This is a genomic window from Xylophilus sp. GW821-FHT01B05 (genome assembly GCA_038961845.1).
GTDB lineage: Bacteria > Pseudomonadota > Gammaproteobacteria > Burkholderiales > Burkholderiaceae_C > Xylophilus.
Genome location: CP152408.1, coordinates 5,736,044 through 5,753,085 on the forward strand (window position 1 = coordinate 5,736,044; position 17,042 = coordinate 5,753,085).

General features: G+C 67.9%; 22 protein-coding genes. 12 read left to right on the forward strand and 10 right to left on the reverse strand.

What is annotated here, in order from left to right; genetic code table 11:
- Positions 1-5 precede the first annotated feature (5 nt).
- From AAFF27_26715 to AAFF27_26725, 3 genes are read right to left on the reverse strand one after another with little or no spacing between them, the layout of a single operon-like run.
- Complete coding sequence (locus AAFF27_26715) at positions 6-527, reverse strand: tail fiber protein (protein XAH23521.1); 522 nt, start codon at positions 525-527, stop codon at positions 6-8.
- A gap of 9 nt (positions 528-536) precedes the next feature.
- The gene (locus AAFF27_26720; GenBank protein ID XAH23522.1) at positions 537-1,031 is read right to left on the reverse strand and encodes a tail fiber protein; all 495 of its coding nucleotides are present in this window, start codon (positions 1,029-1,031) and stop codon (positions 537-539) included.
- 6 nt (positions 1,032-1,037) lie between these two features.
- Complete coding sequence (locus tag AAFF27_26725) at positions 1,038-1,565, reverse strand: tail fiber protein (GenBank protein ID XAH23523.1); 528 nt, start codon at positions 1,563-1,565, stop codon at positions 1,038-1,040.
- Positions 1,566-1,748: 183 nt separating this feature from the next.
- Here AAFF27_26725 and AAFF27_26730 point away from each other — a divergent pair, with 183 nt between their 5' ends.
- Complete coding sequence (locus AAFF27_26730) at positions 1,749-2,129, forward strand: hypothetical protein (protein ID XAH23524.1); 381 nt, start codon at positions 1,749-1,751, stop codon at positions 2,127-2,129.
- Here the strand turns inward: AAFF27_26730 and AAFF27_26735 are convergent.
- Positions 2,116-2,622: a GNAT family N-acetyltransferase gene (locus AAFF27_26735; GenBank protein XAH23525.1), complete on the reverse strand. Its 507-nt coding sequence runs from the start codon at positions 2,620-2,622 to the stop codon at positions 2,116-2,118. The two genes, AAFF27_26730 and AAFF27_26735, sit on opposite strands and share 14 nt — an antisense overlap.
- The gene (locus AAFF27_26740; GenBank protein XAH23526.1) at positions 2,612-2,932 is read right to left on the reverse strand and encodes a hypothetical protein; all 321 of its coding nucleotides are present in this window, start codon (positions 2,930-2,932) and stop codon (positions 2,612-2,614) included. Before AAFF27_26740 ends, AAFF27_26735 begins: the two co-directional genes overlap by 11 nt.
- A 77-nt stretch (positions 2,933-3,009) precedes the next feature.
- Between AAFF27_26740 and AAFF27_26745 the strand changes: the two genes are divergently transcribed.
- Positions 3,010-3,771: a nucleotidyltransferase family protein gene (locus AAFF27_26745; GenBank protein XAH23527.1), complete on the forward strand. Its 762-nt coding sequence runs from the start codon at positions 3,010-3,012 to the stop codon at positions 3,769-3,771.
- A complete protein-coding gene (locus AAFF27_26750) occupies positions 3,768-5,156 on the forward strand; it encodes an aminopeptidase P N-terminal domain-containing protein (protein ID XAH23528.1) in 1,389 nt (462 codons plus the stop codon). The genes AAFF27_26745 and AAFF27_26750 overlap by 4 nt, the downstream gene beginning before the upstream one ends.
- An 11-nt stretch (positions 5,157-5,167) precedes the next feature.
- Here AAFF27_26750 and AAFF27_26755 read toward each other — a convergent pair whose 3' ends face one another.
- Positions 5,168-6,049 (reverse strand): LysR substrate-binding domain-containing protein, encoded by an 882-nt coding sequence (locus AAFF27_26755; protein XAH23529.1) that lies wholly within the window; start codon positions 6,047-6,049, stop codon positions 5,168-5,170.
- Positions 6,050-6,168: 119 nt separating this feature from the next.
- On the opposite strand from AAFF27_26755, the gene AAFF27_26760 reads away from it, so the two are divergent.
- The 4 genes from AAFF27_26760 to AAFF27_26775 all read left to right on the forward strand — a co-directional run bounded on the left by AAFF27_26760 (position 6,169) and on the right by AAFF27_26775 (position 9,019).
- A complete protein-coding gene (locus AAFF27_26760) occupies positions 6,169-6,576 on the forward strand; it encodes a tautomerase family protein (protein XAH23530.1) in 408 nt (135 codons plus the stop codon).
- A gap of 300 nt (positions 6,577-6,876) precedes the next feature.
- Complete coding sequence (locus tag AAFF27_26765) at positions 6,877-7,695, forward strand: M90 family metallopeptidase (GenBank protein XAH23531.1); 819 nt, start codon at positions 6,877-6,879, stop codon at positions 7,693-7,695.
- A 98-nt stretch (positions 7,696-7,793) separates the two neighbouring features.
- Positions 7,794-8,186, forward strand: a complete 393-nt coding sequence (locus AAFF27_26770; GenBank protein XAH23532.1) for a nuclear transport factor 2 family protein — start codon at positions 7,794-7,796, stop codon at positions 8,184-8,186.
- 17 nt (positions 8,187-8,203) lie between these two features.
- Positions 8,204-9,019 (forward strand): helix-turn-helix transcriptional regulator, encoded by an 816-nt coding sequence (locus AAFF27_26775; GenBank protein ID XAH23533.1) that lies wholly within the window; start codon positions 8,204-8,206, stop codon positions 9,017-9,019.
- Here the strand turns inward: AAFF27_26775 and AAFF27_26780 are convergent.
- From AAFF27_26780 to AAFF27_26790, 3 genes are read right to left on the reverse strand one after another with little or no spacing between them, the layout of a single operon-like run.
- Positions 9,016-9,621, reverse strand: coding sequence for an AAA family ATPase (locus tag AAFF27_26780; protein ID XAH23534.1), 606 nt, complete (start codon positions 9,619-9,621; stop codon positions 9,016-9,018). The genes AAFF27_26775 and AAFF27_26780 overlap by 4 nt on opposite strands.
- A 7-nt stretch (positions 9,622-9,628) precedes the next feature.
- Entirely contained in the window at positions 9,629-9,952 is a 324-nt protein-coding gene (locus tag AAFF27_26785; protein ID XAH23535.1) for a hypothetical protein, read from the reverse strand.
- 45 nt (positions 9,953-9,997) lie between these two features.
- The gene (locus AAFF27_26790; protein XAH23536.1) at positions 9,998-11,464 is read right to left on the reverse strand and encodes a glycosyltransferase; all 1,467 of its coding nucleotides are present in this window, start codon (positions 11,462-11,464) and stop codon (positions 9,998-10,000) included.
- Positions 11,465-11,654: 190 nt separating this feature from the next.
- Here AAFF27_26790 and AAFF27_26795 point away from each other — a divergent pair, with 190 nt between their 5' ends.
- The 5 genes from AAFF27_26795 (at position 11,655) to AAFF27_26815 (ending at position 16,033) form a co-directional block, all read left to right on the forward strand.
- Positions 11,655-12,215 carry a cytochrome b/b6 domain-containing protein gene (locus AAFF27_26795; GenBank protein XAH23537.1) on the forward strand — a complete coding sequence of 187 codons (561 nt, stop codon included), beginning with the start codon at positions 11,655-11,657 and terminating at the stop codon, positions 12,213-12,215.
- A 177-nt stretch (positions 12,216-12,392) separates the two neighbouring features.
- On the forward strand, positions 12,393-13,358 hold the full coding sequence (locus AAFF27_26800) for a threo-3-hydroxy-L-aspartate ammonia-lyase (GenBank protein ID XAH23538.1): 966 nt from the start codon (positions 12,393-12,395) through the stop codon (positions 13,356-13,358).
- Positions 13,359-13,462: 104 nt separating this feature from the next.
- Entirely contained in the window at positions 13,463-14,128 is a 666-nt protein-coding gene (locus AAFF27_26805; GenBank protein ID XAH23539.1) for a hypothetical protein, read from the forward strand.
- 15 nt (positions 14,129-14,143) lie between these two features.
- Positions 14,144-14,452, forward strand: coding sequence for an antibiotic biosynthesis monooxygenase (locus tag AAFF27_26810; protein XAH23540.1), 309 nt, complete (start codon positions 14,144-14,146; stop codon positions 14,450-14,452).
- 750 nt (positions 14,453-15,202) lie between these two features.
- Positions 15,203-16,033: an alpha/beta hydrolase-fold protein gene (locus AAFF27_26815; protein XAH23541.1), complete on the forward strand. Its 831-nt coding sequence runs from the start codon at positions 15,203-15,205 to the stop codon at positions 16,031-16,033.
- Between the two features lie 43 nt (positions 16,034-16,076).
- On the opposite strand, the gene AAFF27_26820 is transcribed toward AAFF27_26815, so the two are convergent.
- A complete protein-coding gene (locus AAFF27_26820; GenBank protein ID XAH23542.1) occupies positions 16,077-17,039 on the reverse strand; it encodes a tripartite tricarboxylate transporter substrate binding protein in 963 nt (320 codons plus the stop codon).
- Positions 17,040-17,042: the final 3 nt, after the last annotated feature.

The window sequence follows — 17,042 nt, forward strand, 5'->3', positions numbered from 1 at the left end:
GGAGCCTATGGCCGCGAAGGAAAAATGCCCTGCATGGCGATGATGAAGTTCAGCACCAGATAAGGCGGCAGGTTGTTGTGCGGCTGCCCCGCGCCGGCAACGCCCACGGCGGCTGGGGACATCGCCACGCTCGGCGCGGCCGTGCTGCTGTAGGGCCGGGAAGGCGAAGCCCCCAGCGCTGCCCCCTGCGGGTCGGCCACCGCGGCATTGGCCGGAGCGCCCGGCACGATGTTGTGGCTATGCGATGGCAACTCTGACGACAGCAAGGTCACGCTCGAAGCCCCACCGATCTGTCCGATGTCGTATGAGGACAGACTGGGCCCCTGCCCCTGGTGCAGGGGGAAACTTCCCTGGAAATTGGGCAGCGCAAAAGTGGTGTTCCCATCGCCGCCATAGTTCGTGCCCAGCAGCGAGAACAGCGCGGTGTTCTGCGATATCGGCATCAGTTGGCCGTTGCATTGCGCCCAGCCCGTTGGGGCGAAATTGAAGGTGACGATACGGATCTCGGCAACGAATGGGTTGGACATGGCGTGGGCCTAGTTCCGCGACGGGAAGATGCCCGCCAATGCAACGACGAAATTCAGCGCCAGGTAGGGCGGCATGTTGTCGTGCGACTGGTTGCCGCCAGTGCTTGAGACGGACTGCGCATCCAGTGCCACGCCTGCGCCCTCTGCATAGTGGCCGCGGGCCGCCGCCAGCACATTGCCCGCCGGGGCCGTGGCGCGGCCGGTGGCGGAGGTGCCCATCAGCAGATGATTGTGGCCGGGCATCTCGCCGACAGTAAGCGTGTGGCGCTCTTCGCCGCCGCTTTTCCCTTGCACGAAGCCTGATCCCTGATGCATGGGCATGCGGCCTCGCAGATCCGGCAATTGGAAGTTCGTGGTGCCATCGCCGCCGTACCGAGTGCTCATCAGCGAAAAAAGCGCCTGGTTCTGGTTGATAGGCATCAGTTGCCCATTGCAGAGCGCCCAGCCTCGTGGGGCGAAATCGAATGAAACGATCCGGATCTCACCGAGATAGGGTTGCGACATGGCTGCTCAGTTCTGCGACGGAAAAATGCCGAACAGAGAAATGATGAAGGACACACACATATAAGGCGGCAGGTTCTCGTGCGGCTGGTTGCCGCCCGTTGCCGAAAGGCTGGAGGTATGCAGCGGCGTGCCGCCCATACCCGCGCCCGTGGCCACGAAGGCCTTGTAATCGCGGTGCCGCGCGGGCAGGCCGTTTTCCGGGCTGGCCAGGTAGCCGGCGCTGGAGGCCGCCATGAGCTGATGGTTGTGCTCGGGTATTTCCTGGGTGCTGAGCTGGACGGTTTCAGCCCCGGCGCGCTGCCCCTGCAGATAGGTCGTGCCAGTGTTGCCCCTGCCCATATGCAAGGGGATGCGGCCGCGCAAGTCAGGCAATGCGAAGGCGACCACCCCATCACCCCCATAGGTCGTGCCGATCAGCGTGTAAAGCGTGTCGTTCTCGGCGATCGACAGTAGCTGGCCGTTGCAGAACGCCCAGTTCACGGGCGCAAAGTTGCCCGCAAACATGCGAATCTCGCCAACATAGGGGTCCGACATGGAGATGTACCAGCAGCAAAGTTGCCGTAAACAAAAACGATAAAAGCATCTAGATGCAACGCGTGGCAGGTATTAGAAGCGCCCTCCGGCCAGAACGCAAACCAGCTGGCTAACGGCCCAGCCGCATGGGATGCGGCGCCTCTTCTATGATTCGCAGCCTTGCCCCACTTCCCGGAGCGCCCCATGAGCCGTAGCCGTCGCAGCTTTCTCCAATCCGCGGGTGCCGTGCCGGTGGCCGCAGCCACGGGCTTCGCGGCCACGCCCGCGCTGGCCGCAGGCGCCGAGATGCGCAGAAGCCACTTCATGCCCCTGGTCGGTGAGCACTTTGGCTTTGCGCGCGACGGCCTGCCGGCGGCAGGCGCAACCCTGGTCTCAGCCACCCCGCTGCCGGGCGCGGCGGACACGGACCGCTGCTTTCAACTGCTGTTTGCCGTGGGCGCAGGCCAGCAGGTGGTGCAGGACTCCTGGCTGCTCAGCCACCCCCGCCTGGGCAGCCACACGGTGTTCGTGAGCCCCAACGATGCCGAGGGCCGCAGCGTGGAGGCCGTGTTCAACCGCCTGTAGACGGCGCCCGGCGCATGCGGATGTAGGGCCCCTCTACGCCGTCGTCAAGAAAGCCATGGCGGCCATAGAGCCGGCGGGCCGGATTGTGGGACTCCACGTACAGCAGCACGTCACGCCCCTCATGCTCGGCCCGCGCCAGCACCCATTGCAGCAGCGCCGTGCCCAGCCCCTGGCCGCGCACGGCCGGCAGCAGGGCAATATCCATGAGCCGCAGCGGCCCCGGGGCCGGGTCCACGTAGATGCGGCCGAGCGGCGCCGCGTCGCGCTCCACCACCAGGAAGACGGCCTCGGGATAGTGCTCGCGGTAGAAGCGGTCCTGCAGGCCGAACTGGGAGTCGGCGAACGCCTGCCGCTGCGGCTCGGGCCAGCCGGTCAACTCCAGTTCGGGGTCGCGCACGCTGCGGTAGAGCGCACGCAGAAAGGCTTCGTCGCGCGCCTCGGCCAGGCGCAGCCCCATGCCCGGCACGGGCCACGCCGGGGCTTCAGGCCACATGGGAGAAGCAGGCTTCGTACTGGGTCGCCTCGGCGCTCTGGCCGATGGCCGTGACGAAGATGGCGAAGTCGCCCAGCTCGGGATGGCGCACCTGGTAGGTCTGCTGCGGCAGCACCGGCGACCGCGCACCCTGGAAGGTGATGGTGAACTGGTGCCCGCCAGCCATGGGCGGCCGCTCAGCCACCGCGATGACATCCAGCGGCATGGCCGCGGCCTCCGTGTCGCCCACGAAAAAAGTCACGCGCGACTGCGCGAAGCGCTGCGCGTCGCTCCAGGAAAGCTGGCGAAGGTAGAGATCGGGGTTCAACACGGCAAGTGCTCCTGTGGGGCCGCCGGCATTATGGGCGCGCCATGCGCGAAGCGGCGGGCATCCGGATAATCCGGCGCATGGCTTCCCCCATCCCCGACGCTGCGCCGGCTGGCGCGCTGGTCCTGGCTGCCGGCCGCGGCGAACGCATGCGGCCGCTGACCGACAGCACTCCCAAACCCTTGCTGCAGGTGCGCGGCAAGCCGCTGATGCAGTGGCCGATGGAGGCGCTGGCCGCTAGCGGCACCCGGCACATCGCGGTCAACACCGGCTGGTTGGGCGAGCAGATTGAGGGCCATTTTGGCCCTCAACCCAAGCTGGACGAGGGCTTGCCGCTATCAATTTCATATTCGCGCGAGCAGCAGGACTTTGGCTACGCGCTGGAGACCCTGGGCGGCATCGTGCGCGCGCTGCCGCTGCTGGGCGACGTGTTCTGGGTGGCTGCGGGCGATGTGTATGCGCCCGACTTCGCCTTTGCGCCGGCCGAGCGCGAGCGCTTTGCCGCCAGCGGCAAGCTGGCCCACCTGTGGCTGGTGCCCAACCCGGCGCACCACCCGCGCGGCGACTTCGGCCTGGGCGATGGCGGCCTGGCGCTGAACCAGACCGCCGACCCGGCCGCGCCGCGCTACACCTTCTCGACCATCGCGCTGTACCGGCGCGCGCTGTTCGAGCCGCCCTGGTGCGACATCCCGTCCGGCAACCCGCAGGGCATTGCCCAGCCGCTGGCGCCGCTGCTGCGCGCAGCCATGGACAATGGCCAGGTCAGTGCTGCGCTCTACACCGGTCGCTGGACCGATGTGGGCACACCCGAACGGCTCGCCTCGCTCAACCACACGCCATGACCGACACCTCCCTCTACGCCGCGCGCCGCGCGCGCCTGGCCGCCGCGCTGGGCACCGACGGCATCGCCCTCATCCCCACCGCCCCCGAGCGCGCCCGCAACCGCGACAGCGACTTTCCCTACCGGCACGACAGCTACTTCTACTACCTCACCGGTTTCACCGAGCCCAATGCCTGGCTGGTGCTGACCGGCGACGGCCGCAGCACGCTGTTCTGCGCGCCCAAGGACCTGGAGCGCGAGATCTGGGACGGCTACCGCCTGGGCCCCGACGCTGCCCCTGAGGCGCTGGGCGTGGACGAGGCCGTGTCGGTGGCCGAGCTGGACAACCGCCTGCCGCGCCTGCTGGAAAACCGCAGTGCGGTCTGGTACCCGTTTGCCACCCACACCGGGCTGGAGACGCGTGTCGACGGCTGGCTGGCCAAGGTGCGCGCGCGCGTGCGCTTTGGCGCGCTGTGCCCCGAGCAGCAGCGTGACCTGTGCGGCCCGCTGGACGAAATGCGGCTGGTGAAAGACGCGCACGAACTGGCCCTGCTGCGCCGCGCCGGCCAGATCAGCGCCCAGGCCCATGTGCGCGCCATGCAGACCAGCGCACGCATGCTGCGCGCCGGCGAAGACGTGCGCGAGTACCACCTGGAGGCCGAGCTGCTGCACGAGTTCCGCCGCCACGGCGCGCAGTTCCCGGCCTACACCTCCATCGTCGCTGCGGGCGCCAATGCCTGCGTGCTGCACTACCGTGCCGACGTGACGCCGGTGCGCGCTGGCGAGCTGGTGCTGATCGACGCCGGCTGCGAATACGACAGCTACGCCGGCGACATCACCCGCACCTTCCCGGCCGATGGCAAGTTCACCGGCCCGCAGCGCGCGCTCTACGACCTGGTGCTGGCCAGCCAGACCGCCGCCGTGGCGGTGACCAAGGCCGGCAGCCGCTTCAACGACCCGCACGAGGCCACGGTGCGCGTGCTGGCGCAGGGCCTGCTGGACCTGGGCCTGCTGGATGCGACCAAGGTCGGCAACGTGCAGGACGTGATCGAGCAACGCGCCTACTTCCCCTTCTACATGCACCGCACCGGCCACTGGCTGGGCATGGACGTGCACGATTGCGGCAGCTACGTGGAGCCGACAGAGGCCGGCCAGATCAGCGAGCGCCGCGACGCGCTGTCGGGCGAGATCGTCAAGGACCGCCCCAGCCGCATCCTGCGCCCGGGCATGGTCACCACCATCGAGCCCGGCCTGTACGTGCGCCCGGCCGAGGGCGTGCCCGAACAGTTCTGGAACATCGGCATCCGCATCGAGGACGACGCCATCGTCACCGAAAGCGGCTGCGAGCTGGTGACGCGCGGCGTGCCGGTGGAGGGGAATGAGATCGAGGCGCTGATGCGCGCTTAGCGTCGCTGTCGCTAAGCCAGCGGCATGGCCGCAGCCTCTTCCTGCAGCCAGGCGCAAAAATGCCGCACCGCCTCATCCCCCGGAGCCTGCAGCTTGGCCACATAGTGGTAGCCGCTGGCGCAAAACCCGAAGGGTGCGACCAGCCGGCCTGAGCGCAGGTCGTCCATCACCAGATGCCAGGGCGCGATGCAGATGCCCAGGCCGCCCACCGCAGCCTCCAGCGTGAAGTAGTAGTGCGCAAATTCAGGCCCCGGCAGCACGCGCGGCGTGTGGCCAGAGGCCGCGCTCCACATCGCCCAGGCATTGCTGCGCGTACGGGTGCGCAGCAGCGCCAGGCCATCCAGGTCGTCAGGTGAGCCCAACGCCAGTTGGGCCGCCAGGCCGGGCGCCAGCACCGGCCCCAGCATTTCCGCAAACAGCGGCAGACCATCGCCACTCGACGGCGCGGCCGTTTCCACCGTGATCGCCACATCACAGCGCGACGCGGGCGCTTCCGCTCCCTGGTCGGTGGACTGCAGGCGCACGTTGATCTGCGGGTGGCGGGCATGGAAGGCATAGAGGCGCGGGATCAGCCAGCGCATGGTGAAGGTGCTGAGGCAAGACACATCCAGCGTGGCGCCCTGCTGCCGCAGCACGGCATCCACCGCCCGTTCGATCTGGCCAAACGCCGCCGATAGCGCGGGCTGCAGCAGCCGCCCCGCAGGCGTGAGCTGCGGTCGCTGCTTGGGCCCGTCGAACAGCGTGACGCCCAGCGCCTCTTCCAGCTGCCGCACCTGCCGGCTGACGGCGCCGGGCGTGACATGCAGCTCTTGCGCGGCGGCCGTCATGCGCCCGAGGCGGCCCGCCGCCTCAAAGGCGCGCAAGGCATTCATGTGGCGAAGATGCTGCTTCATGAAGTGAGTTTATGGCACATAGCGGCGGCCGATACATCGTTTGCTGGACAGGCACTGGCTACTTATAAACAAAGGCTGCAGCAACAGCTGCGACCGCCTTGTTTATTGAGAAAATTGCCATGCCCTTCATCAAGACCGCCCTCCCCCAAGACACCTCCGCCGAGCAGCGGCAGGCCATCGTCGATGGCATCCACCAGGCGCTGGTGGACAGCATCGGCATGCCGCAGGACGAGCTGTTCAACCTGGTCACGCCTTATGCGCCAGAGCAGTTCTTCTACAACCGCAGCTTCAACGGCGTAGCCCGCTCGGAGCGCCTGGTGGTGGTGGAAATCACCATGCGTCGCGGCCGCAGCGACGCCATGAAGAAGGCGCTCTATGCCCAGATCGCGCGCAACCTGGAGGAACAGGCCCAGCTCAGGCCGGCCGATGTTTTTATCTTCACCCACGAGAACGACTACTCCGACTGGTCGGTCGGCCATGGCCTGTTCGCCATGGGGCTGGTGCAGCAGCGCGGTACGGATCTCTAGTGTCGCGTCAAGCGTGAGGTGACGGATGGGTGCGAAGGCATCGGCGTGCAGCGCAAGGCGTAGGCCGCCGCCCAGGCTTTACGCCTGGGCAAGGGCTGCAACGCAGCGATGCGCGGCGAGGGCAAGCGCACACCGGCAGATCATGCTTGACGCGACACTAGTGTCCCTTGGGCTTCCAGGCGGGTCTTCTTGCGAGGCCAGTGTTGGCAAACACGCCGCGCCTTAATCACAGCAGCAGCGCTTGAAAAAGCACGGCTGCCCACCCAGCTTCCGGGTACCCCACTACCCGCAACGCTGGCCATGGCCCCTGTGCTTCTTATCTGTCTGGCCGTGCTGGCACTGGCGGCCCTGCTGCGCCAGCCGATCGCCACCGCGCTGCGCCGTGGCCGCCTGCGCCGGCGGCCGTTCCCGGCGGAGTGGCGGCAGATCCTGCGGCGGCGCGTGCCTTACTTCCAGCAATTGCCGGCGGACCTGCAACTGCAGCTGAAGCGCCACATCCTGGTGTTCCTGGCCGAGAAGCCCTTCATCGGCTGCGGCGGGCTGGTGGTGACCGACGAGATGCGCGTGACCATCGCCGCGCAGGCCTGCCTGCTGATCCTGAACCGGCGCAACCACTACTTTCCCTCGCTGCGGCAGATCCTGCTGTACCCCGGCGCCTTCGTGGTGGAGCGCGTGCAGGCCGATGGCAACGGCCTGCAGCAGGAGCAGCGCCGGGCGCTGTCGGGTGAATCCTGGGTACAGGGCCAGGTGATCCTGTCCTGGGACGATGTGCTGCGGGGCGCGGCCGATGCGCACGACGGCCACAACGTGGTGCTGCATGAGTTTGCCCACCAGCTCGACCAGGAAAAGGGCGTGGCCAATGGTGCGCCGCCGGTGGCCGGACGGGCGCGGCGCGCACGCTGGGCGCAGGTGCTGTCGGCCGACTTCGCGCGGCTGCAGGCGGCCGTGGCGCGCGCGGAGCCGACCCTGCTCGACGCCTATGGCGCCACCGACCCGGCCGAGTTCTTTGCCGTGGCCTCGGAGACCTTCTTCGAGCGCCCGGCCGAGCTGGCGCGCTGGCACCCGGCCCTGTTCCGCGAGCTGGGCCTGTTCTACCGGGTGAACCCGCTGAGCTGGTAGGCCATGACCTCCGAGGTCATCGACCCGCGGCGGGGCGACCTCCAGAATCGATTCCGTCGAACCCATCGACGCCTTCGATCCACCCCTTGGAGATTGCCATGAACACCGTTGCCGACACCCTCATCACCACGGCCCCCGCCGACGTTGCCGCGCGCTACCTGGCCGCCTGGAACGAGCCCGATGCCGCCCGCCGCAGCCGCCTGGTGGCCGACAGCTTCGCGCCCGACACCTACTACCTCGACCCGATGATGGACGGCCACGGCCACGACGGTGTGGCCGGCCTGATCGCCGCCGTGCAGCAGCGTTTTGCCGGCCACCGCTTCACGCTGGAGGGCACGCCCGAAGGCCACCACGACGTGGTGCGCTTCTCGTGGTCGCTGGCGGCCGATGGCGCAGCGCCGGTGGCACGCGGCACCGACGTGGCCGAGCTCGACAGCGATGGCCGGCTGCGCCGCGTCACTGGTTTCCTCGACTACATCGCGGGCGCCTAATCGCGCATCATGCGGCCATGCACGCCCCCACCGCACACGCTCCCGCCCGCCGCCTGGGCATAGGCGAACACCTGCGCCACTGGCGCGAGCACCGGCGGCTGAGCCAGCTCGCGCTGGCGCAGGAGGCGGCCGTGTCCACCCGGCACCTGAGCTATGTGGAAACCGGCCGCGCCGAGCCCAGCCGCGAGATGGTGCTGCGCCTGGCCGAGCGGCTGGACATTCCCCTGCGTGAACGCAACGTGCTGCTGATGGCCGCCGGCTTTGCCCCGCTCTACCGCGAGCGCCCGCTGGACGACCCGGCCCTGGCCGCCGCGCGCGAGGCGGTAGAGCTGGTGCTGCGCGGCCACGAGCCCTATCCCGCGCTGGCGGTAGACCGGCACTGGCAGATGCTGGCCGCCAACCGCGTACTGCCACGGCTGCTGGAGGGTGCGGATGCCGCGCTGCTGCAAGCGCCCATCAACGTGCTGCGCCTGTCGCTGCACCCGCAGGGCCTGGCGCCGCGCATCGTCAACCTGGCGCAGTGGCGCGGGCATTTGTTCGAGCGCCTGCGCCAGCAGATCGCCGCCACCGGCGACCCGGTGCTGGCCGCCTTGTTGGATGAGTTGCGCGCCTATCCTTGTGACGACCCCAGCGCCGCCCACGCCGCAGGCGAGCACCCGGGCGTGGTGGTGCCGCTGATCCTGCGCAGCGCGGCGGGGCCGCTGGCCTTCATCAGCACCACCACGGTGTTTGGCTCGCCGGTGGATGTGACGCTGCAGGAGCTGGCGGTGGAGTCGTTTTTTCCGTCGGATGCGCAGACGGCTGCGGTGTTGCGGGGGTGGGCCGAGGGCTAGACGCCCAACATGGCCATGGCCCAAGGCGGCAGCGGCGCGTCGATCACCGTGACCCCGCCAGCGGTACGTACCGCCACCAGGCGCGGACCGCCGTCAGCCACGTCGCGCGCATCGTAGAGATAGGCGGCATCGGCCAGCAGCACGGCCTGCGCCAGATGGGCCATGGTGCGGGCATAGCGCGCCAGGATGCGCTCGGCCGGCACACCATGGCCGCCTTCGCGCACGCGCTGGGCCACGCGGGTCAGCAGGCGCTGCGGATCGTCCAGTGCCACCACATGCAGCGCCACCGTGAAGCCGTGGGCCCGCGCCTCGCGCAGCAGCTGCAGCTTGGATGGGTGCGAAAACACCGTCTCGCTGACGAACGCGGTACCCGCGGCCAACAGTTGCGCACGACGCGCGTCGGCCCAGGCACGGGCCGCTTCAGAGCGCTGCTGCGGGTCGGCCATGTGCTGCAGCTGGTCACGCTCGTGCAGGTCGGCATTCACAAATTCCAGTGCCTTGCCCACGATGCCGTCACGCACCAGCGCACGATAGAGCGTGGATTTGCCGGCGCCGTTGGGGCCGGCCAGCAGGTGGAACCAGACGGGTGCGGGCGTCGGCATGCGTCGGTCAGACTGCGCGTGCCAGGTTCTCTTGCACCACCTCGCGCACGCGCTGGGCCAGCGTGCCGCGCGACTGCGCCGCCACCAGGCGCGCGGTGAGTTCGTCCACCGATTGCGGTGCCTGGGCCTGGGCAGACGCGGCGCGCTCGTACTGCTCGATGGCGGTGCGGGCCTCTTGCACGCTCAGGCCGGTGTGCTCGACCACCTGCCCCAGCGTGGCCCAATACTCGATCTGGCTGGCGACCGAGCGGCGCATGGGCTGGGCGGCCTCGCGCGCCTTGTCGACCAAGGCGCCGGGGAGTTTGACGGAAGCAAAAGCGGTGGATGCCATGGTGATCTCCTGATTGGCGCATTTTGCGCCAATCGGGTGGCAACTTCAAGGCAGCTTGGTTTCGCCCTCGTCCACCAGCCCGCTGCGCTGCTGCCGGCCCCAATGGCCGCGCCCGGTCAGGAACACCACCCAGCCCAGCGCGGCGCCGGTGTGGCGCAGCAACTGAAAGGTAAAGGGCTCGGCTAGCGCGGCCAGCAGGCCCTGGCCGATGCGAATGCGGGCGTTGCCACCGGCCCAGCGCCGGTACAGGTGGATGGACCAGAGGTGAAACGCCAAGTCGATCGCCAGCTTGATGCCGATGACGCTGGCCGCCGCCCCCAGCACGCCCAGGCGGCCAGAGGCCAGGTAGTAGGCCAGCAGCAGAAAGGCGGTGAGCCCGTACAGCGGCTGCAGCGTGTCCACCGCCTTGACCGGCAGCATCAGCAGGCCAAGCCAGCCGTAGCGCCGGTCGCCCACCATCTCGCGGTAGCGGTACTGCGTCTGCAGGAAACCGCCGAACCAGCGCCGGCGCTGGCGCAGGAAGGCGCCCAGGGTGCCGGGCGCCTCGGTGCGGGCGCGGGCGTCGCCCAGCACGCGCACGCGCCAGTCCAGCCCGTGGCGCACGGCGTGGCGGCGCAGGCGGTGGGTCAGCTCGTAGTCCTCTACCAGGCTGGCCGGGTCGAAGCCGCCCACGGCCAGCAGGGCGTCGCGCCGGTAGGCGGCAAAGGCGCCGGACACCAGCAGCAGGCTGTCGACCTGCATCCAGGCATAGCGCGAGAGGAAGTTGCGGATGTACTCGTAGGTCTGGAACCACTGGAAGATGCGCCCCGACAGCGAAGGCCCGCACACCGGCGTGACGACGCCCGTGGCCACCACCAGCGCGGGCTCGGCCGAGAAGGCGCGCCGCACGGCGGCAATGGCGCCGGGGTCGAGCAGGGTGTCGCCATCCACGGTCAGCACGGTGTCGGTGCCCACCAGCGGCAGCGCGGCGTTCAGCGCCACCGCCTTGCCGCCGTGCGGCAGGCGCAGCCAGCGCAGCGTGGGGTAGGCGCTGCCGGCGGCGCTGCACTGGCCCAGTGCCGGCTCGGGCACGCCGTAGCGCTGCGTCAGCAGGGCGCCGGTGGTGTCGCTGGAGCCGTCGTCCACCACCACGATCTGCTCGGGCGGGTCGGTCTGCGCCAGCAGCGCGGCCAGGGTCACGGGCAGCACGGCTGCCTCGTTGTGCGCGGCCACCAGCACGCCCAAGCTCAGGCGCGGCAGTGCCGCTTGCGGCGCGACCGGCGTGGCCGCCGCGGCGCGGTGCAGCGCCCAGGTCTGCCAGCCCACAAAGACCAGCAGCAGCGTGTCATACGTCACATAGGCCACGCCGACCGACCAGGCCAGCACGCCGCCACGGGCAAAGGCCATGGCGAACAGCAGCGCCCATACGCCCAGCACCGCCGCGTGGATAAGCAGGCTGCGCCAGGGCGTCTGCCCCGGCCTGAGTTGCGGGGACGCAAGCGCCAGCGCCTGGCGGAGGGGATCGGTGGACATGCAGAGCGGGGGGCAGGAGGCAGGAATGGGCGGGCAGACCGGTGGATGGAGCGCGGCGGAGCGCGAACGTTCCCTTGCCGCCAGCAGAGAGGGTACGCGCCGCGGGGCCATCCGGATGCCGCCCCGGATACGGGTTTGGATTGCGGGTTTTAATGGAGGGCCCATCGGTTTCCATTCCCCGACGCCCCGCATGACGCTCTCCCCGCGCTACACCCGCACCGCCATCGTGCTGCACTGGCTGATCGCGCTGCTGATCGCCCTCAACGTTGGCCTGATCCTGACGGTCGATTTCTTCCCCGACGCGCTGGTGCGCCCGGTGATCGACGGCCACAAATCCATAGGCGTCACGGTGCTGGGCCTGGTGCTGCTGCGCCTGCTGTGGCGCCTGACCCATCCGGCGCCGCCGCTGCCGGCCGACTACCCGCGCTGGGAGCGCGCCTCGGCCCACGCCGTGCACATCCTGCTGTACGGGCTGATGCTGTGGATGCCGCTGTCGGGCTGGTTCCATGACTCGGCCTGGAAGGACGCCGCCACCCATCCCATGTACTGGTTCGGCACCTTCGAGTGGCCGCGCGTGGGCTTCATCGCCAGCGTGCCGGCCGACACCAAGGAAATGCTGCACACCCTGCTTGGCCAATTGCACAGCGGCGGCGCCTATGTGCTGTATGCGGTGTTCGCGCTGCACGTGGCCGGCGCGCTCAAGCACCAGTTCTTCGACAAGGAGGCGGTGTTGCGCCGCATGTGGGGCTAGCTTGGAACACCCCCAGGCTACGCGCTTCGCGTCTTCGCCTTCCCCCTTGCAGGGGGCACATCCTGCGGCCTGGCAAAGCCAGTTCCGCGGATGTTTGGGCATGGCCTGCTCCGCGGCCTTTGGTGCCACCACGCCGCTCGATTTCACGATTCCCTTGCCATCGACCTTCTACCTGCCATGACGACGACCCTGCCTACCTACGACGACGTTGCTGCCGCTGCCACGCGCATTGCCGGCCATGCCCATCGCACGCCTGTGCTGCGCTCGCGCACCGCAGACGCCGCGCTGGGCGCCCAGGTGTTCTTCAAGTGCGAGAACCTACAGCGCATGGGCGCGTTCAAGTTCCGTGGCGCGTTCAATGCGCTGTCCAGGCTGGACGCGGCCCAGCGCCGTGCGGGCGTGCTGGCGTTTTCCTCGGGCAACCATGCGCAGGCCATCGCCCTGTCGGCGCGCGAGCTGGGCATTCCCGCCACCATCCTGATGCCTGAGGACGCCCCCGCCGCCAAGCTGGCCGCCACGCGCGGCTATGGCGGCGAAGTCATCACCTTCAACCGCTACACCGAAGACCGCGAGGCCCTGAGCCGCCGCCTGGCCGAAGAGCGCGGCCTGGCCCTGATCCCGCCCTATGACCACCCCGACGTGCTCGCCGGCCAGGGCACCGCCGTCAAGGAACTGCTCGAAGAAACCGGCCCGCTCGACGCCCTGTTCGTCCCCCTGGGCGGCGGCGGCCTGCTGTCGGGCTCGGCGCTGTCGGCGCGCGCGCTGGCGCCGCAATGCAAGGTCTACGGCGTAGAGCCCGAAGCCGGCAACGACGGCCAGCAGTCCTTTCGCAGCGGCAGCATCGTCCACATCGCCACGCCCAAGACCATCGCCGACGGCGCGCAAACCCAGCACCTGGGCCACATCACCTTCCCGCTGATCCAGCAGAACGTGGACGACATCCTGACCGCCACCGACGCCGAGCTGGTGGCCGCCATGCGCTTCGTCTTCACCCGCATGAAGCTGGTGGTCGAGCCCACCGGCTGCCTGGGCTTTGCGGCCGCGCTCGCCCGCAAGGAGCAGTTGAAGGGCCAGCGCGTGGGCGTCCTGGTGAGCGGCGGCAATGTGGATATGGAGCGCTTCTGCTCGCTGATGGCGGGTTAGGTTTATGTTTGCCTAAATGGTGGCCATGCCGTTCAGCCCAGGAGCCGCCTGGGCTTGAAGCAAGCCACCTGCATTAGGCGGCATGGAGCCAGCAAGACTTCTTTATGCGACTCGCCATAACCCTTCTAGTTGTCGGAGCAGCGCTGCTTGCCTGGTCCTTGGCGCTCCCGCCGTTTGAAGACCAGCAGGGGTTTGAAGCGCGTGCCATCAGCATGCAGGAAGGCCAAGGCGATGAATATCAGCGGCTCCGGGAGAAAGCGCTGACGCCGAAGTACGCCCTGCAAGACTATGGCCTCACTGCCATCACTCTGGCGGTTGGCGCATTCGCAGGCGCACGCCGTAGCCTGAAGAGGCTGTGCGCTCCAAGGACTCGCTCCACATTTGTTGCGCTGAGTCTCCTGGCGCCATTTCTGACCACGGTCGCCGGTGTCTTCGATCTTCGGCAGGCCTATTCGAGGTACGAGTATCCGCACTGGGCTGATTCGATGGGCATTGCTCTTGCGGGCGCCCTGATCTTGCTGATCGTCTCTCTTTTGTGGGCCGTCGCGCACTTGGCGTTCTTGCGGTCTCAGCCCTCAACTGCGATCCCGCTGGCGCTGGCGTTTTCGCGCAGTGCAAACCCGTGGCTGCTAGTAGTGTCGACACTGACGTTCGCGCTGACGGCTCTGTCTCTATTCCTTGGGCAGTATTGGTATGCCGCCCCTGGAATGTTGTGGCTCTATTTCTATCTTTCCCTCGCAGCCCGGCGACGGGCACTGCGCCAACCTTAGCGACAAGGATCGTCGATGACCTCTTTCGCCCTCATCATCAAACACCGCACCCGCGCCGGCATGCGGCCCGAGGTTCGCGCGATCTGGGAGAAGCACATGGCGCCCGCCGTCTCGGCCAACCCCGGGCATCTGTCCTATCTTTATTGCTTCGACAACGCCGACCCGGACTGCATCTGCGCCTTCCAGCACTACGCCAGCGCCGAGGCGGCAGAGCAGTTTTTAAAGACCGCCAGCTACACGGCCTACCTGAAGGAGGTCGAGCCCCTGCTGTTCGAGCCGCCGCAGGTCACGGCGCTGACGCCGGTGTGGGCCAAGGGCAGTTGAGGCCAGCGTACGCATGTACTCCTCCACCTTCATCTTTGCCAAGAAGCGGTTTGGATGGCTACCGGGTGGTGATATCCGAGGTGATCAAGACCTATGGGGACCGGCCGTTGGACGGCTTGCCAGGCTTGGCCGTACCGGGCTGAACCTGCACGCATGAAGTTTCGGCATCGCCTGCATGGCGCCCTCAAGAGGATCTCACCGGCCTGGGCCGCTGGCGCTGCTTTCGCTGCCGTCATGCTGGGGACCTTGCTCATCGCGGCCATCAGCCCTCCGGCCCGCGACGAGCGCGCCGACTGTCTCAAGCAATGCAAGCCCAGACACGGCGAACTGATCGCGGACAAGAACTACCCGATGTCGACCAGGGGCGGCTACCGGCAGGTATGCCAGTGCCAATAGCCTGAGCACTCACCGCACCCCATGGCACAACCCACAACCTACGCAGGCGGCTGCCTGTGCGGCAGCATCCGCTTCTCAGCCGGCAGCACCATTGGCCACCCACGCTGGCGATTGCCCTGGGCTGCTTTGATTCGCCGAATCGCAAGGAGCTGGCGCCTTTGGCGCACTCCCATGTGTCGACGCGACCGCGCTGGTGGTCTGTAGATGCGGCGTAAGCACAGGGTTTAGACCCTGGCAGCGCGGCTCCACTCATTCTGCAAGCCCCCCGGGTAGATCCCAGTGCATGGCCCACCACGGTCTTTAAGCTACGCGGGCGCATGGCGACGCCGTGCATCCCATGAAGGACAAGCTCGCATGCAGCTCACCACATCACTCAGGGCCTTCCTGGCCGCGCTGGCCTGTGCCGCGCTGGCCGCATTGACCGGCTGCGGCGGGGGCGGCGGTGGCAGTTCCAGCGCGGCGCCAGACTCTTCGGGCGGGCGCATCGTGTTGGCGGACGTCAAATCCGCCAAGACCGGATACAGCTACCCCATCCAGATCTATATTCCGCCGTCCTACGAGACAGGGAATGCCTCGTATCCGACGATCTACGCGCTGGATGGCGACGCCGTCTTCTCCGGCACGCTGAATCGGTTCAGCAACCTCAAGAACATCCTGCAGCGGCGCGGAACCAATGCGATTCTGGTCGGCATTGGCGGGACGGCGCGACGGCAGACGGACTTCAACTTTCCCGGCGCATACGCATACCACGCGTTCATCGCGCAGGAACTGATCCCCTACGTGGAGTCGCAGTTCCGCGCCGACACCCGCAAGCGAATGCTGTCCGGCCTGTCCTCGGGAGGAAACTTTGCCGCCAGCGCGCTGTTCATCGAGGCGCCGCAGAACCTGGTCTTCACCTACTTCCTCTCCGCCGAAGGCGCCTTCTGGCAGCAACCCGATGTGATCCAGACCCTGGAACAGCAGATGTTCGATGCGGTAGCGGGCAAGGACCTCCCCGTTACGCTGATCCTGGCCCGCGGCGCGGCGGGAAACACCACAAACGCGGTGTATGTGGATGAGTTGTACAAGCGGATCGCGGCCCGGCGCTACTCCGGCATGAACCTGGTGGAGACCACCTTCCCGCTCGGCCACGTGGAGATGGACAACCCCTCGTTCGAAGACGCCATCGCGCGGATATTGGGTTAGGAACGTGTTGGCGATCTCTATGGGGTCGCGCAAACCTTGCGCGTCAATCCAGCGTGATCTTGTTCTTGACGATGACCGGCGTCCAGCGCTCGCGCTCTTCCTGCATGAACGCGGCGAAGTCTTCGGGCGGGCTCGCCACTACCTCCATCATCTGCCCGCGCAAGGTCTGGACCACCTCCGGGTCTTTGAGAACCGCCGCGATTTCCTGGTAGATGCGCTGCTGCAGCGGCTTGGGCACGGCGGCTGGCGCCACCACACCGATCCAGGCGCCGGCATCGACGTCGGCCAGGCCTTGCTCCTTGAGCGTGGGCACATCGGGCAACAGGCTTGAGCGCCGCGCCGTGCTGGCGGCAATGACGCGCAGCTTGCCGGCGTTTACCTGGGGCAGCACCGACAGGGCGGGAAGGATGGCCATCTGGACATCGCCAGACATCACGGCGAGCATGGCCTGGCTTGAGCCCGCGTAGGGCACGTGGATGATGTCGGTGCCGCTCTTGAGCGCGATCAATGCCATCGTCAGATGCGACAGCGATCCATTGCCGATGGAGGAGTAGTTGAACTTGCCAGGGTTCTTCTTCAGCTCGGCCATCAACTCCGCCAGGTTGTGCGCAGGCGAATCACTGCGCACCACCAGCAGGCTTGGCTGGGTCACGGCCACCGTGATGGGCGCCAGGTCCCGCTCTGGCGCATAGGGCATCTTCTTGTACAGCTGGGTGTTGTTGACCAGCGGCCCCACTACGCTGAGGCCGAGCGTGTAGCCGTCTGGCGCCGCCTTGGCCACGGCATCGGTCCCCAGCATGCCGCCCGCGCCTGGTTTGTTGTCGACGACGAAGGGCTGCTTCAGCCGCGTCTGCAGCTTCTGCGCCAGCACTCTGGCCAAGGTGTCGGGTGTCGATGCGGGCGCAAACGGCGCAATGATCCGGACCGGCTTGGTGGGCCACTCCTGCGCCGTGGCGGTGGTCAGGGCAGCGAGCAGGCACAGGCCCGCCAATAGGCTGCGTTTCATGGA